This is a genomic window from uncultured Draconibacterium sp. (assembly GCF_913060805.1).
Taxonomy (GTDB): domain Bacteria; phylum Bacteroidota; class Bacteroidia; order Bacteroidales; family Prolixibacteraceae; genus Draconibacterium.
In genome coordinates, this window is record NZ_CAJXTC010000019.1 from 25702 (window position 1) to 43292 (window position 17591).

11 protein-coding genes are annotated in these 17591 nt (G+C 42.4%); 6 read left to right on the top strand and 5 right to left on the bottom strand.

The window, feature by feature from the left end:
- Position 1: 1 nt before the first annotated feature.
- The 5 genes from QZ576_RS12785 to leuS all read right to left on the bottom strand — a co-directional run bounded on the left by QZ576_RS12785 (position 2) and on the right by leuS (position 7622).
- Positions 2 to 1336, bottom strand: coding sequence for an NAD(P)-binding domain-containing protein (locus QZ576_RS12785; RefSeq protein WP_297097763.1), 1335 nt, complete (start codon positions 1334 to 1336; stop codon positions 2 to 4).
- 4 nt (positions 1337 to 1340) lie between these two features.
- Positions 1341 to 2210 (bottom strand): hypothetical protein, encoded by an 870-nt coding sequence (locus QZ576_RS12790; RefSeq protein ID WP_297097765.1) that lies wholly within the window; start codon positions 2208 to 2210, stop codon positions 1341 to 1343.
- Between the two features lie 321 nt (positions 2211 to 2531).
- A complete protein-coding gene (locus QZ576_RS12795; RefSeq protein ID WP_297097767.1) occupies positions 2532 to 3809 on the bottom strand; it encodes a peptidoglycan DD-metalloendopeptidase family protein in 1278 nt (425 codons plus the stop codon).
- A 116-nt stretch (positions 3810 to 3925) separates the two neighbouring features.
- Complete coding sequence (locus QZ576_RS12800) at positions 3926 to 4804, bottom strand: YitT family protein (RefSeq protein WP_297097769.1); 879 nt, start codon at positions 4802 to 4804, stop codon at positions 3926 to 3928.
- A gap of 166 nt (positions 4805 to 4970) precedes the next feature.
- Positions 4971 to 7622: a leucine--tRNA ligase gene (gene leuS, locus QZ576_RS12805; RefSeq protein ID WP_297097771.1), complete on the bottom strand. Its 2652-nt coding sequence runs from the start codon at positions 7620 to 7622 to the stop codon at positions 4971 to 4973.
- A gap of 233 nt (positions 7623 to 7855) precedes the next feature.
- On the opposite strand from leuS, the gene gdhA reads away from it, so the two are divergent.
- From gdhA to QZ576_RS12835, 6 genes are all read left to right on the top strand, one after another.
- On the top strand, positions 7856 to 9211 hold the full coding sequence (gene gdhA, locus QZ576_RS12810; protein ID WP_297097773.1) for an NADP-specific glutamate dehydrogenase: 1356 nt from the start codon (positions 7856 to 7858) through the stop codon (positions 9209 to 9211).
- 138 nt (positions 9212 to 9349) lie between these two features.
- Positions 9350 to 10201, top strand: a complete 852-nt coding sequence (locus tag QZ576_RS12815) for a UDP-2,3-diacylglucosamine diphosphatase (RefSeq protein ID WP_297097775.1) — start codon at positions 9350 to 9352, stop codon at positions 10199 to 10201.
- Between the two features lie 80 nt (positions 10202 to 10281).
- Complete coding sequence (locus tag QZ576_RS12820; RefSeq protein ID WP_297097777.1) at positions 10282 to 12684, top strand: TonB-dependent receptor; 2403 nt, start codon at positions 10282 to 10284, stop codon at positions 12682 to 12684.
- 494 nt (positions 12685 to 13178) lie between these two features.
- Positions 13179 to 13814, top strand: a complete 636-nt coding sequence (locus QZ576_RS12825) for a hypothetical protein (protein WP_297097779.1) — start codon at positions 13179 to 13181, stop codon at positions 13812 to 13814.
- A gap of 49 nt (positions 13815 to 13863) precedes the next feature.
- Positions 13864 to 14340: a hypothetical protein gene (locus QZ576_RS12830; RefSeq protein WP_297097781.1), complete on the top strand. Its 477-nt coding sequence runs from the start codon at positions 13864 to 13866 to the stop codon at positions 14338 to 14340.
- A gap of 550 nt (positions 14341 to 14890) precedes the next feature.
- The gene (locus QZ576_RS12835) at positions 14891 to 17500 is read left to right on the top strand and encodes a TonB-dependent receptor (protein ID WP_297097783.1); all 2610 of its coding nucleotides are present in this window, start codon (positions 14891 to 14893) and stop codon (positions 17498 to 17500) included.
- The last annotated feature ends 91 nt before the right edge of the window (positions 17501 to 17591 follow it).

Below are 17591 nucleotides of genomic sequence, written 5' to 3' on the forward strand. Positions count from 1 at the left end.
TCTAAGCGTGTTTTAATATTGCCTCGCCAAATTTTGTGGTTATTTCAATTCCTGCATTTCGTAAAAACTCGGTGGGCAATTCGCCACCAGCGAAAATGTATATCAACTGATTTTCAAGGACCAACTCCTCATCTTGCTGCGCAATTTCTATGTGCACACAATCTTCTTCAATAGCGTGTACGTTTGAATTTAAAATCACTTCCAGGAGTTTCGAGTCAATGGCTTCGTCAAGTTTTTTTCTGTTTTTCGGTTTTAGGCGCGAAAAAGTTTCTTTCCGGTACGAAAGAGTAACTTCATTTCCGGCAGCCAGCAACAAAGCTGATTCGATAGCCGAATCGCCACCACCAACAACCAATATTTTGTTGCCCGAAATAAGCTCAGGTTCGAGCAACCGGTAAGCAACTTTTGGTAAATCTTCGCCCGGAACATTTAATTTCCGCGGTGTACCGCGCCGGCCGATGGCCAGCAAAACGCGCTGTGAGGAATACAATTCTCCATTGCTGCATTCCACCCGAAATCCCTGTTCGGTTTTGGTTATTTTATTTACCTTTTGTTTTTCGTTGATTTTAATTTCGTTCTTCGACAGAACCTCGTTCCACAAATCCAGCAATTCGGGTTTGCTGGTTTCGTACAATTTTACCTTTCCATACAACGGCAAATCCATTGGCGAGGTCATTACAATTTTTGCCCGCGGAAAAGTGTAAACCGTTCCGCCCAGCGTATCCTGTTCGAGCGTAACGGTTTTTAACTTCAGGCGTTTTGCCTCCAGTGTTGCAGAAATTCCTGCCGGCCCGGCGCCAATTACAACCAAATCATATTCAGTACCACTTCCCGGTTTTATTCCTTTTGCCAGGTTTTGAACAGCTTGTCTTCCCTGCTCTACCGCATTTCTGATCAATCCCATTCCGCCCATTTCGCCGGCAATAAACATCCCTTTTACATTGGTTTCGAAAGTTTGATTAACATGAGGCAGATCAACGCCCCGCTTTTCGGTTCCGATAAAAAGTGAAATAGCTTGCGTTGGGCAGGCATGAAAACAGGCTCCGTGCCCCACACACTGGCTGGCATTTATAACGGTTGCTTTTCCATTTCGGATTCCCAGAATATCATGTTCGGGGCAGGCACGAATACAGGCTCCGCTCTGAATACATGAGTTGACATCTACCACCGGATGCAAGGAAACAGGTTCGTGCAATCCGTCTTCTTTTGCCCGTTGTATCTTCTCTTCAACAATTCTTGATTCACGTCGTAATTTCCGGATATAGATGAAAACTACTCCCAGCAGAAATAATACTACGGCGCCGTAAATCAATATTTGTTCAAGTAGGTTTTCCATAATTTTAAAAAATCCATGTGTAACCAAACAGCAAAGCCACAACAATATGAACCAACATAATCACCAGCATAATTAGGGCAAACGGAAGGTGTGCCACGTGCCAGTAGCGCATCAATTGTTGCATGGTTGAAAGCCACGCAATCCGGCGATTCATGATAATTTTTGACTTCAATATTTTTATTGCCTTCCGGTAATTTTTGCCTTTAAAGCCTTTCTCTTTCAGTTCTTTTCGCAATTCGGTAATTAACGACCGCTCAAAACGTAATCGATTTGCCAGTCGTTTCACGTAATTTCCTTCCTCTCGGTACGATTGTGTTTTTAATGCTGTATTTACTTTCTGTAAACCGGCTGACAGTGCCTCATTCCCATTGCTGAATTGTGCCCAAAGTTCAGTTTCCATTTTGTTCAATTCGTTAAGGCTCATCTCCCGTCCTTCTATGGTGCGCGGAATTTGAAGATAGATAACCCGGCCAATTACTCCGCTAATTACCACTGCCACCATACTCCAAAAACTTACAGCGACAATTCCTCCGAACTTAAATGAGGTGTGAAACAAGACCATGATCGGTCCCAGTGTGCATAAAAAAATATGAAACTCAAGCCAGTATTTTAATACTCCCAGCCGCGAAAGGAACTTGAATCGTTTGCGCGCCATATAACCAAACACGCCAACTACCATAAACGTAGCTCCGATAATTCCGAGTCCGTGACCGATTAATCCGGTTGGTCTCAACAATGCATCTTGTTCATGAAAATGTCGTTCACCAATAGCTGACACGTAATAATCAGCTCCGTAAACAAGCAAAAAGACAAATACAAAAATTGTAATTGATACTAACGTTAGTAAATACAACGAATGCCACAGCCGTCCCATTTATCTTCCACAATTTAGGTTTGTTACTTAAAGCTATAACTAATTTCTCAATTGATATACGTTCGAAACAGGTAGAATAGTATTTTAAACTGTCTCGAAATTAGAAAGTTACACTTTTGAGCTAATTTATTACAAACTATGGTGCATATTTTTACTGCACATTAGTTATCTGGCTTATTAACTGAGAATTAAATTGAAGATTTGGCAACCAGCAATTTATAGCGGGTCTAAATTTTAATTGGGGGATCTCTAATATGTTATTGAAGAAAAGAGCTGTAACCGAGAAACGTAGCGATAGCCCCGATTATAAAACTTGTGAGACTAATTTGAATTCGCAAGAATTTGTTCCAGATCATCCCACTGGATTTTTTGCAACTCTTGTATCATTGAGTCTTTAAATATGGTAAAGCGTTCCATATGCAAGGAATCTATAGGATCTACAGGATCTGCTTTCATTTTTAAAGGATCAATTGCCTTTCCATTCATGTGTACTCTAAAATCAAGATGCGGACCTGTTGCCAATCCCGTTGCTCCAACATAACCAATTTCATCGCCCTGCCGAACCCGAACTCCAGTTTTTATTCCTTTCGCAAATCCGGACAAATGCATGTATGTGGTAGTATAAGTATGGTTGTGCTTTATCTTAAGATAATTCCCTCCGCCACCTTTCTGGTAAGCTTTGGCAATAACGGTACCATCGCCAATAGTCATAACCGGTGTTCCTTTTGGTGCCGCATAATCCACTCCATGGTGCGGACGACGAATACGCAAAACCGGATGCATCCGACCGTTTGAAAAACGCGAACTTATACGATAAAATTCCAAAGGAGCTTTTAAAAATTCCTTTCTCAAACTATTTCCTTTGTCGTCATAATAATCCCAGACAGTATCCTGCTTGAACCAATACGCATAGTTGGGTTCACCGTAATGTTCGAATTCAACAGCATAAATGTTACCAATGCCAACAGATACCGAATCAACATATTTTTCATCATAAATTAAGCGATAACGATCACCTTTTTGAATTCCAAAAAAGTCGATAGTCCAGGCGTATATTTTAGACAGTTCAAGAGAGAGAACAGGATCTTGTCCGTTATCTATCATTGCGTTCCACAACGACGATTCGACAACACCTTGTGCAGTTCGTTGCCGGGTTTTAACTTCATTTTCGCCCTGGTAAATTCCCAATGTATCGGTTAACTCGAACACCGTATATTCAACCGGCGAGTTTTCGTAAACAAAATATTTGGCTACAGGAATTGAATCGCGTGTTGAAAGAATGCAGAAATTTTCGCCGCTTTTAATTTTACGCACGTCAAAAACGTCTTTTGATTTTCGGGCAATTTTATCGATGGTGCCCATGCCCACACCACGCGCATTTAAAATCTGGCTGAGGTACTGGTTGTTCTTTACTTTGCCCATTTCAAGCGAAAAAGAATCAACCGGAAGGCCGTATTTTAATACCGGCATCTTCACTTCAACAACGGTATCTAACACCGGTGCTTCCTCCTGTTGAACTTTTTTTGGTGCACACGAAAACAACTGACTCAGTGCAACTACGAGTCCCATCCCCACAACTATCGATCTCAATTTCCTCATCTTCAAATTTTATTAAACGCAAAAATAAGAAAACTGAATAGATAACAAGATTAGTATGTATTTATTTAAAAAATTGAATTTTTAGGGAAGAAAAAAATTAGTGCAAAGAGCAAAGTTTACAGTTTTAACTTGTCAAAGCCCTGACCATAAACGCCCATCACGCTGCCCATTGAAATAAACGCATCCGGATCGATTTGTTTGATCTTACGAAAAATAGCACCCGTTTCCTTTTTACGAACAACCGACATTACAATTTTTGTTTCCTTTTTGGTATACCATCCCGAACCATCGAGCAAGGTAACACCACGATAAAGATCCTTCCCGATATATTCAGCAATTTGTTCGTATTCGGTTGAAATGATAAACATTTGCGCCGAACGGTTGGCACCACTTAAAAACGAATCGAGCGCGTACGACACTACCCACATCATTACGTAACCGTAAACCAGCTTTTCAACCGATTGAAAAACAAAATACACCGACGCAATAATTACCACATCGCAAAGCATAATAACGCGGCCCGGACTAACATTTCGATATTTATTAACGATCATGGCAATAATATCCGTTCCGCCGGTGCTGCCACCACGCGAAAAAACAATGCCTAAACCAACACCGCTAATCATACCTCCGAGCACAGCCGACAGAAACATGTCATCAACCAGCGGTTCAGACAGAATATCCTGGAACACCCCAAAAAATGTAGAAACAACGACAATACTGTAGATTGTTTTTACACCAAAATTGGCGCCCAAAAACTTAATGGCAATCAACACCAATACAATGTTTATTGAGAAATAAGTGAGACTGACCGGAATTTTGGTGGCGTAAAATACCACCGCGGCCACACCACTAATTCCACCACCGGCTATCTCTGCAGGAATAACAAACATCGTCCATGCCATTGAAAAAAGAAACAATCCAAATGTCATGATCCCGTAATCCTGAATAATTTTAATCAGGTTCCTGTGTGTTGCAAAAAGTTTTGTAAACATCTCAGCAATTTTTGTGGTTTAAAAATCGCGCAAATGAACAAAGCCTTTACTGAAAAAATTGTGATGATTGTCAGGGATTTGCGAAATAATATAGAATTAAAAAACGAAAGGGCAACCGTACGATTGCCCTTCCAAATATCTCTTTAAATACGTAATCAGAAAATTACTATCCAATTGCTATATTAATAATCTTTTTCGGTACAAAAATAAATTTTCGAACGGTTTTTCCTTCCATCCACCTGGCAGCACGCTCGTCGGCAAGCACTGTCTTTTCAATCTCGTCTTTTGGCATATCCAAAGGTAACTCAATTTTAAAACGCATTTTACCGTTAAACGACACCGGATATTCGTGTGAATCTTCAGTCAGTAAACTCTGATCGACTGCCGGCCAGGCTTCGTAAGCCAAAGTTTCCTTGTTTCCATACATCGACCACAATTCCTCAGCCATGTGAGGCGCGTAAGGTGCCAGTATTTTGGCAAAAGTTTCAGCCGTTTGTTTGGTAACTTTTCCCTTTTTAATGGCCAGGTTATTGAATACCATCAACGCCGAAATTCCGGTATTGAACTTCAGGTTTTCAATATCGTGCTCTACTTTTTGTATGGTTTGATGCAGCAATTTTGCCACGTCTTTATCTTCTTCCCCATCAACAATTTTATCCATATCGGCAAAGAAACGGTAAGCGCGTGCCAGGAAGTTGAAAACTCCTTTCACACCGTTTTCGGCCCATGGTTTACGCTCATCAAGCGGCCCCATAAACATCTCGTACAAACGCAATGAGTCGGCACCGTAATGTTCGATCACATCATCAGGATTCACCACATTCTTCAGCGACTTCGACATTTTTGCTACGATCTGTCTCAGCTCCTCCCCTGTTTCTGTGTGGAAATATTTGCCGTCTTTTTCCTCTACCAAATCAGAAGCTACTTTCGCTCCTGTTGAAGTTTCGTAGGCAAAAGCCAGAATCATTCCCTGGTTAAACAGTTTTTGGAATGGCTCTTCGGTTGAAACAACGCCTAAATCGAACAACACTTTGTGCCAGAAACGCGAGTACAACAAGTGCAGAACAGCGTGCTCGGCACCTCCAACATACAAGTCAACAGGCATCCAGTATTGTTCCTTTTTCACATCAAAAATGCTGTCTTCGTTATTCGGATCGATGTAGCGCAAGTAGTACCAGCACGATCCCGCCCACTGTGGCATGGTGTTGGTTTCGCGACGACCTTTACGTCCGTTTTTATCGGTAACCATCAACCAGTCTTCGGCGTTTGCCAAAGGCGACTCACCGGTTTCACTTGGTGTGTATTCTTCCAGATTTGGCAATTGTAAAGGCAGATTTTCATCTTCTACCAAAGTAACTTCGCCATCTTCCCAGTGAATTACAGGGAAAGGCTCGCCCCAGTATCGCTGGCGGCTGAACAGCCAGTCGCGCAGTTTAAAGTTAACTGTTGCTTTACCAATTCCTTTTCCTTCCAACCACTCAACAACTTGTTGAATACCTGCAGCTTTATTTAGTCCGTTGATATCTAATCCTGTTTCATCACTCGATGAGTTGATGTATGCACCATCTTCTGTCCAGCAAGCATCGCCAGCTAAAATCTCATCGCGGTTCTCAGCATCTTTTGGATCAAGGATACAGTTGATTTGAATATCGAATTCTTTAGCAAACTCAAAGTCACGGGTATCGTGTGCCGGAACTGCCATAATCGCTCCTGTTCCGTAGCCCATCAACACATAGTCGGCTACCCAAATCGGAATCAACTGCTTGTTCACCGGATTCACAGCATAACGACCGGTAAATACACCGGTTTTTTCTTTTGCTAAATCCGTACGATCCAAATCCGATTTTAAAGCCGCAGCTTTTATATAAGCATCAACTGCTTCTTTCTTGTCTTCAGTAACAATTTCATTTACCAATTCGTGTTCAGGAGCAATTACCATGTAAGTTGCACCAAACAAAGTATCAGGGCGAGTAGTATAAACACGTAAGTTTTTATCTAATCCGTCGATAGAAAAATCCACCTCAGCACCGGTTGATTTACCGATCCAGTTACGCTGCATGTCTTTTACACCTTCCGGCCAATCCAGCTTTTCAAGGCCACTCAGCAATCTTTCGCCATAATGAGGAATACGCAGCAACCATTGTTTCAGGTTTTTGCGAATTACGGTGTTACCACATTTTTCGTGCGAACCATCGGTCAGCACCTCTTCGTTGGCACAAACTGTTTTACACGAGTTACACCACCAAACCTGTGCGTTGTCGTAGTAAGCCAGGCGTTTTTCGCCAATGTATGTTTTTACAGCCTCTTCGCCTTTTGCTTTTACATCTTCAGGAATAACCAACTCCGAAATTGGTCGTCCTTTTTGTTGCTCTTCATCAAAATAGGTGTCGTATAATTTTTTGAAGATCCACTGAGTCCACTTAAAATATTTCGGATCAGTAGTGTTTATCTCGCGGTCCCAGTCGTAGCTCAAGCCAATAGCTTTAATCTGGCGACGGAAATTATCGCAGTTTTTCTGAGTGGTAATTGCCGGGTGCGTCCCCGTTTGCATGGCGTACTGTTCAGCAGGCAAACCAAACGCATCGTAGCCCATCGGATGCAACACATTAAAGCCTTTCATACGTTTGTAACGGCTTAAAATATCGGTTGCAGTATACCCCTCGGGGTGACCAACATGTAGCCCCGCTCCCGATGGATACGGGAACATATCGAGTATGTAATATTTTGGTTTTGAGTAGTCGTCGTTGGTTTTAAACGTTTTGTTTTCCTCCCAGTACTTTTGCCATTTCGGCTCTATTTCTGCGAATTTATATTCCATTTTCTTACTTAATAAGATTCTGATTTTAAAGGCGCAAAGATAAAATTTTTGTTGGATGTATCAGGTGATTTTACACATTCAAAATAAATCAGATGAAAATGTTTGAGTTTACAACTAATTAGCCAACATAGCTAACAGACTAACATTTTGAGCATTAATTAATATGCTGAAAAGCAATAAGATAACTTCTGGCTTTTTCGTAACTTCAACATATAAAAACTAAAACCATTAAAATGAACACTAAAAACTGCCAATTATTTGTTCAGGATTTTATGAACTACGTGCGGGCCAAAGATCCGAGGCAACCCGAATTTCATCAGGCTGTGCATGAAGTTGTTGAATCGCTGGCCGATTTTCTGCTCGACAATCCGAGGTATCTTCATGCCCAAATTTTGGAACGACTGGTTGAGCCGGAACGTATCATTCAGTTTCGTGTTCCGTGGATCGACGACCGGGGAAAAATTCATATCAACCGCGGTTATCGTGTTGAAATGAATAGCGCAATTGGGCCTTACAAAGGAGGACTGCGATTTCACCCAACCGTAAACCAAAGCATTCTTAAGTTTTTGGCTTTTGAGCAGGTTTTGAAAAACAGCCTGACTTCGCTGCCGATGGGTGGCGGAAAAGGAGGTTCTGATTTTGATCCGAAAAACAAATCGGACAACGAAGTAATGCGTTTCTGCCAAAGTTTTATGACCGAACTGTCGCGTCATATCGGGCCGTACACCGATGTGCCTGCCGGCGATATTGGCGTTGGCGGTCGCGAAATTGGCTTCTTGTTTGGACAATACAAACGCTTACGAAACGAGTTTACCGGAGTGCTTACCGGAAAAGGTGTTGAATGGGGAGGTTCGCTTATCAGACCCGAAGCGACCGGTTATGGTGCCGTGTATTTTGCCAAAGAAATGATGGAAACCCGCGGCGAAAGTTTTAAAGGGAAAGTGGTTGCTGTTTCCGGATCAGGAAATGTGGCACAATTTGCTACAGAAAAAGTTATTGAGCTTGGCGGCAAAGTAGTGACATTATCCGATTCAAGTGGTTCGATTTACGATCCGGAAGGTATTGACCGTGAGAAACTGGATTTTGTGATGGAGTTGAAAAACGTGCATCGCGGAAGGATAAAAGAATATGCCGACAAGTATGCAGTAAAATATATGGAGAAACAGCGTCCGTGGAGTGTGAAATGCGACGTGGCTTTGCCTTGTGCAACTGAAAATGAACTGAATCTTGAAGAGGCAAAAATGCTGCTTGACAATGGTTGTTTTGTGGTTGCTGAAGGCGCCAACATGCCAAGTACTGAGGATGCCGTTCATTATTTCCTTCAAAAGCAAATTCTTTACGGCCCGGGTAAAGCTGCCAATGCCGGCGGAGTTGCTGTATCAGGTTTGGAAATGACACAGAACAGTATGCGTCTGTCATGGAGCCGCGAGGAAGTGGATACTAAGTTGCACTCTATAATGCGCAACATTCACGAAATGTGTGTGAAATACGGAAAAGAAGGAGCCGATTTTACCAACTACGTTAAAGGTGCAAACATTGCAGGATTTGTAAAAGTAGCCAATTCTATGATGGCTCAGGGATTGGTCTAATTACTAACCAATAATTTATATTCGATCCGGCCTGAATGTTCAGGCCGGTTTTTTCATGCAAAAACTTCACAAATAATTAGCTTTTGCTTTACACATAATTCATTACTGCACAGCATATTTGTAGCACACACTTGAATTATGGCAAAGCAAGTAAGAAAACCTGACATTGTTGTTGTTTCCGATTTTCACCTCGCTACACATGCCTGCAAAGCTGCAGAAATCCACAAATACCTAAAATCCATCCTTCCGAAACAGTTAATTCTGAACGGTGATATTATCGATGCCTGGAGATTTTCGCGGAACTACTTCCCTAAAGCCCATTTAAAAGTGGTGCGCCAACTGATAAAAATGATGGAGAAAGGAACCGAAGTGGTTTATATAACCGGCAACCACGATGAGTTTTTACGTGAACTGGGAAACACAACCATGGGGAAACTCCGGATAGTTGACCAAATTACCCTCCATCTGAACAACCAGAAAACACTGATTTTTCATGGCGACCTCATCGATTCGGTTATTCACAAAGCCAAGTGGCTGGCCAAGGTTGGAGCAGCGGCATATGGTTTTGTTTCGTTATTTAATCAGCTCCTGAACTTTGTTCTAAAGAGGTTACATATCGACGACATTGTACTTTACAAGTGGTTAAAGCAATTGTTTGGAGCACCAAATACCGATAAATCGAGATTTGAAACCAAGCTGGCAAAACTAGCCTACGATAAAAATGTAGATCTGATAATTTGCGGGCACACCCACCGTGCAGTCGATAAAATGCTCCGTTACAATAATCGTTCTATTCGTTACATTAACACGGGCGACTGGGTAGAAAATTTTACTGCTGCGGAATTTGAAAACGGCACCTGGAATTTGTGTAATTATGCAGCAACTTTTAAAGCTGTTGAGACTAACGATACTGAACCTGAAGACCTTGTGATTCCGACAAAAAAAGAACTTTACGCCACACTTTTTAATCAACTTGTATTTCATAACTAATCTCCCGCCGAAAGAAGGCATCGGGGCATAATTTTTGTTGTACTGCGCCCAATTAACAAATTTGCAATAAATTGTTTCCTGTGATAAAATTCAAACTAACTGTTTTTATACTTCTGCTTTCTTTTTCCGCGGTATATGCTCAATCTTATGTACGCGTATTAAATGCGAAAACCGGTTCGCCAATTGAGCATGCCATGCTTATTTCTGAAAACTTTATTACACAAACCGATGATAACGGGAAGGCCAATTTGGAAGGTTTTAAGCCAAATGAAAAAATACTTTTCAAACATTCATCGTACATATCGTATGTAAGTACCCGCCAAAAAATTGAAAACCAAAGCAGCACGGTATTGTTGGTTGAAAGTCCGGTTCGGTTAGATGAAGTGGTTGTTTCGGTTAACCGCTGGAAACAGTCGAAAACAGAGATTCCGCACACGATAAAATCGATACAGCCGGAAGAAATAATGCATTACAATCCGCAAACCACTGCCGACATGCTCGGTACCGAAAGTGGTATTTTTATCCAGAAAAGCCAGATGGGTGGCGGCAGCCCGATGATTCGTGGATTTGCTGCCAACCGCGTACTGATTATGGTTGACGGAATCAGGATGAACAACGCCATCTACCGCAGCGGAAACCTGCAAAACGTAATTTCTGTTGATGCGCAAAGCCTGCAAAATACCGAAGTTATTTTCGGTCCGGGTTCGGTAATTTATGGAAGCGACGCGCTGGGTGGCGTAATGAGTTTTAACACCCTTTCGCCCAAACTTTCTACAAACGATAATTTTGAGACTTTTGGAAAAGTATACGGGCGCTACTCAAGTGCCAACTTCGAAAAAACCGGCCATTTCTCGTACAATTTCGGTGGAAAAAAATGGGCATCGGTAATTAGCGCCACTTTTACCGATTTTGATGATCTGACCATGGGAACTTCCGGCCCCGACGAATATTTACGTCGTGAATATGTGAAAGATGCAGCGTATTCCGGAGAAGATCAGATTGTGCAAAACAGCAACGACCGTAAACAAATATACACGGGTTATAACCAGTTTAACTTGTTGGGCAAACTGCGTTACAGACCAAATGAAGCTGTTGATATTGTGTTGAGTGCTCAGCACTCGCAAACCGGCGATATTCCGCGTTACGACAGGTTAATTGAATACAAGGGTGATGAGCTAAAATATGCCGAATGGTATTACGGTCCGCAGGAATGGACGCTTGTATCGGGGCGACTGCAATGGGAAAAAGAAATGTTGTTGTTCAATAAAGCGAACTTGTTGTTGGGCTATCAGGATTACGCCGAGAGCCGCCACGACCGCAAACGGAATAACGACATACTGCGCAACCGTACCGAGAATGTAAATGTATATTCGGTCAATCTCGATTTTGGAAAAAATATCGATAAAAAGAGTGATCTGTTTTACGGGTTGGAAGGCTATTTTAACAAAGTCGGTTCAACCGGATTTTCCGAAGATCTGATTTCGGGCGAGCAGGAAGATATTGCTCCGCGTTATCCCGACGATTCGAAATATTCGAGTCTGGCTGCTTATTACTCGTTTAAATATGCCATCAGCCCAAAAATTATTTTCCAAATGGGATCGCGTTTTACCTATACACATTTGGAAGGCGAATTCGACACCGATTATTATCAGTTTCCTTTCGATGGTTTCAATATGAACAATTCGGCATTTAACGGCAACCTGGGACTTGTTTGGCACCCAACTACCGACTGGCAGATCAATATTCACGGCTCCACCGGTTTTCGCTCGCCCAATATTGATGATGTTGCCAAAGTTTTCGATTCGGAACCCGGAACAGTTGTGGTTCCCAATCCCGACCTGAAACCGGAATATGCCCGAAACCTGGAGATAAGCATCATCCGCTCGTACCAAAATAAGGTTAAAGTTGAACTCACCGGTTTTTACACCTGGTTAAAAGATGCCATGGTTCGGCGTGCTTTCGATGGATTGGGACAGGACTCTCTTTTATACGATGGCGAAATGAGCCGCGTGGAAGCATTGGTGAATGCCGAGTCGGCAACAATTTACGGAACAACCGTGAATGTAGATTACCTGTTTAATAACCAGTGGCGCACCCGCCACGATATTACCATTACAAAAGGAGAAGATTCGGAAGGATTGCCCATGCGGCATGTGCCGCCGGTATTTGGTTCGTCGCACATTATTTTCGAAGGGCCAAAATTGTACCTCGATTTTTATGTAAACTACAATGGCAAACTTAATTTCGAGGACCTCGCGCCCGACGAACAAGACAAACCACATTTGTATGTTCCCGATGAAAACGGCAACCCGTATTCGCCATCGTGGTGGACCGCCAATATAAAATCGAACTACCAATTGAATTCGAACCTGACGCTGAGCGGCGGAATAGAAAATATATTTAACAAACGCTATCGCCCTTATTCTTCAGGGGTTGTATCGGCCGGAACAAACTTCGTTATTTCAGCATTATTTAAATTTTAGATGCGGTTAGCTTTACTTTTCATCGATTAAAATTTTAACATTTCCTAAACTCACTGACAGTCTGCAACTTTCGATTTCTTTTTAATACAAAAGAAAATTTACCATACTAAAAATACGCAACTGCCGTTTTTACACAGAAGGCAGAAAACAATCTACGAGAGAAGATTTTATTTATTTAATTCGGTATTGCCTTCAAAGAGGGACGCCAGGCGTCCCTCTTTTTTATTCTCAAAAAAACACGAATAATATTTATACCCATCCTCTTATCCTTCCCTGCTTGCAAGGAAGGACGATTAGTTTGTGGTTCAAAAAATATACTCTAATCTCTGCAAGTCTCTATTGTTTTTGGAGGCCAATCGTCTCTCCTTTCATGAAGGGAGAGACAGGAGAGAGGGTAAGTTCACCAACTCCTCTCACTGGGAGTAATTCTCCGGAAATGAGTTTTTGCTAAACAAATTCTCTAAAAATCAGTTCTTCGTTATAACTATTTTAGCATGACCAGAATAAAAAACGAAAGCCATTTTAAAGAACTGTGCGACTGGTGCACCGGTTTAGAACCCAAACTTGAGAAGGTAATTCGCGAATACGATTATCCTCCACTTTGGTACCGGAAACCGGATTTTGCAACACTCATTCTAACCATTTTAGAGCAGCAGGTTTCGCTGGCATCGGCAAAAGCGGCATACAACAAACTGGTGGAGAAAATAAAAGATGTTACTCCTGAAAACTTATTGAAACTTACTGACGAAGAGTTGCGCGCTTGTTATTTTAGCCGTCAGAAAATACAATACAGCCGCATTCTTGCCAACGAAATAGTAAGCGGCAATCTCGATCTTGCTGAATTAAACGAAATGGACGAAGCAGCCATTCGCAAAATTCTGATAAAACTAAAAGGCATCGGTAACTGGACCATCGATATGTATGTTCTGATGAGCCTTCATTATTCCGATATTTTTCCTCCCGGAGATCTGGCAACCATAAAGGCGGTTTACGAACTCGAACTTGTATCTCCCGAAGCCACAAAAGATGACATTATTGATTACATGAGACGTTTTTCGCCCAACCGCTCGGTGGCAACTTATATTCTGTGGCATTTTTATATTCAAAAACGAAAGCTGGTTTTGGAGTAAAAGTTAAAGAAGAAAATCGGGCTCCAAAGATTTTCACTACCTTTAAACCATGCTCGTTTCAAACAAAATCTCAAGAACATTGGAAGGCCCCTATCGTTTTATCGGCTTCTATTTTGTCGTTGTAAGTGCAATGTCGTTGTACGAGCAAGCCTGGATAATTTTCAGTATTCATGCTGTTGTGGGTTGGTTTCTGCTGGGCTCCTATTCCGGCGTTGATATCGACACCGAAAAACAACGGTTCCGAAGTTTTAATATGTGGTTTGGCGTTTTAAAAACCGGAAAATGGGAACCGGTTGCCAAATACCTCGGCCTTACATTAATATCGATGAATAAAGTATACAGTTTGTATAGCCGTTCGAACCGTAATATAACTTCGAAAAAGAAGGAATTCAGAGTATATTTTGTGAATACAAAAAAACGACCTGCCATTGCCGTAAAAAAATGTAAAACAAACGATGAAGCACAACGATGTATGGATGAAATGGCCATTTGGTTGCATTTGCCGGTTTATAGTACAAAGCATTAATTCCTTAGGATTAAAGCTTTATTCATAGCTAATTTTTAGAATGTCTTTTCAGACAGAAAATCCTTTTTCCTATAGCTGAAAAAGGATTCAAAAAAGCCACCGCTGACGATAAAAAGCTAAAAATAAATTCCTTTCACTAAAATCAAGAAACTCCTCCTTTTAGCCCTTCGTACCTCAGTGCTAACGAGCGTCAAACAGACTTGATTTTTTCACGCTCTCTCCATTTATTTTCTTAACGCTTTTTCTCGAAGGCGGACTTGATGGCAAATTTTGTGCGGGCGTGTCAAAAATCCGTCAGTCGGGCTAACCCACTACATTGAAAAAACGCAAAGGTTTTTTTTGACAAGATTTTTGGTTCCTTTTGATCGAATGCAAAAGGAACTGCCCGTCTGGCATGAAGACAAAAGTTACAAATTGCGCAAAAAGTTGATTTCTATGCAGATTGTTTTGAGTACCGACAGCGTGACTAATGAACTTTATTTAAGTAGAATAATATTATTTCCCCCGAATTTCCGTTATTTAATCTAACGAACTCAGAAAATAAAGAAACATGAAGACTTTCCTCAGCATAATTCTCCTTGTAGTAGTTGTTTCAACCTCGTTTGGACAAAGCAAACGACGCGATAAAGTAAAACGCAAATACCGGAATGTGGAAGCTGTTTCGCGCGAACAGCCAACCGTTTATGTTCGTGGTTCGGTGTACGACAGCGATTACAACCCGCTACCCGGTGCAACGGTTACGGTTGACGGAACTTTCAAAGGGGTTAATACCAATGAAGACGGCGAATATTTTATCACGAACCTGGTACCCGGAAGGGCACGTATCCGGGTTTCGTTTATCGGTTATGAAACCCATACTGCTGATATTATTCTGCGGGAAGGCAGGAATGAGAAAAATGTAATGCTTCCAACCAACGATATCCATTTGGAACCCATTTTGGTGAGCGCACAAAAACGCGAACAACAATTGCTCGATGTTCCTACAGCCATTTCGTCGGTGAGCAACCAATTAATGGATGAAGCTAACATTACCGAACTTAATACACTTGGAGAATTTGTTCCCGGATTGTATGTACGCGAGCAGGGAGCCAACCGCCCTACTTTTGCCATTCGTGGATTAAGCAGCGACGAGGTAAGTCCCAGCGCCCAACCGCGTGTTTCGGTATTTTTTAACAATGTGCCGATAAACCGTGCCAATTCTGCTTCGCTCGAGTTGTACGACATGGACCGGGTGGAAGTGCTGAAAGGACCACAAAACACACTTTTCGGACGTGGTGCACAGGCCGGAGCAGTTCACTATGTTAGTAAAATGCCGGAGAACGACTTTTATGGCAGCGTTACCGCCGGATTGGGAGATTACGGACAACAGCAATACCGCGGTATGATCAACGTGCCGATTATCGAAAACAAATTGATGATGCGTGCAGCAGGGATTTACAATTCGCGCGACGGTTATATTGAAAATACTTTTGGTGGCGACCTGATGGGAAAAGAAGCCCTTGCCGGACGCTTTTCACTACGCTTCAGACCAGCATGGAACCATCGTTTTGATGTGGTGGTGAACTACCAGAAAGACGATACTCCGGGAATTGCTTTTATGCCCGACAGTCTGCCAAATACTAATGGCGATATTGGTATTTTCAGTGGTGTAGCCTCGCACGAGCAGGGCAAGAACCTGGGAACCGGAAAAGAAATATTTGATGCCACATTGAATTACCGCCTGTACATGACCGAGCATACTTACTGGACCAGTATCACTTCGTACCGTAAAACTGATGCCTCATCGCGATGGGATGGCGACGGTACGGCATCAGCAGCCATCGATATGGCCGAGTATGCCGGGTCATCACAATTCTACCAGGAAATTCGTGGAAATTTTTCGCAAAACAGCCGATTGAACGGTTCGTTGGGAGGTAGTTTCTGGCGCGAAAAAGCAGACCAGACTTACTGGTTTTCGCCAAACGAACAACATTTGGCAAGTTTGATGCTGCTGCCCCAGCCAACACCCGTTATGCCCGATGGCCAACCGATGGTAATTCCTTCCATTCCAAATTACGATCCGGAATTGGATACAACAATCTACATCCCTCTTCCAACAAATCATGAAGAAGAAATGTACAGCAAAGCCACGAATATGGCAGTGGAAGGATTTATGGACCTGAACTACCAGATTTCGCGGAAGTTTTTTGTTTCGGCAGGAGTGCGAATGGTTTACGACCGCTATAAACTGAACAGTGAATCTTCGTTTATAAGTGGTTCGCCATCAGTGCTGGGATCATTTACCGGCAACTATCCCAACGTTTTCTTTTTGCCTTACGACTCAAAAGAGATCAAGAAAAATACTCTTTCGTTTACCTGGCACGGTGGTTTAAAATACCGCTTTAACGAATACGGAAATGTTTATGCCAATTACTCGCGCGGACGCCGACCAGCCGTACTGCAATTTACGTCAACAGGTGAAGAGGAAGTGCTGGAACCGGAAATTCTGGACAATTTCGAGTTGGGTTTTAAAGGCGCATTTTACGACCGCGTGTTTGTTGATGTAAACGGATTCTATTCGCTTTACAAAGATTTCCAAACGCGTGCGTGGGTGGCCGACAGCGAAACAGGTGAATACAACCTGCTGTTTAAAGATGGTGGACAGGCAACATCGTATGGTGCCGAAGCGAATTTACGTGTAGCCATTATCGAGCAGCTTGACCTCTTTGCCAATTATGCCTGGTTAAAAACCGAGTTCGACTCCACCGATGTAGATGGAGCGGCACAGTTGTATGCAGGAAACGTTTTTAGTTTGGCACCGGAACACAGTTTTGCCGTTGGATTGAATGCGCGCGTGAACATCACACCCAACATTAAGCTGTTTGTAACGCCATCGTACTCGTATAAATCGCATATGTATTTCGAGGATGCCAATACTCCCGGCCTGGAGCAGGACGGTTATGGATTGCTGAATATTAGTGGCGGACTGGAACTGGCCGATCCTAACATTCGATTAACCGTTTGGGCCAACAATGTGCTCGACGAACAATTTATTACCAGTGCCGGAAATACCGGAAGCTTGTTTGGTGTACCAACCTTTGTACCGGGCTCTCCTCAGATGATCGGTACTAAGTTGACGTGGAACTTTACTAAGGAGGAAAGGCGAAGAAGGAGGAGATAGAAATTGAATTTCGAATGTTGATTAACGATTTGGGATTTTTGAAGGAATCAGCATTTCGCAGTTGGCATAACACCGAACCAGCCCTGCAATA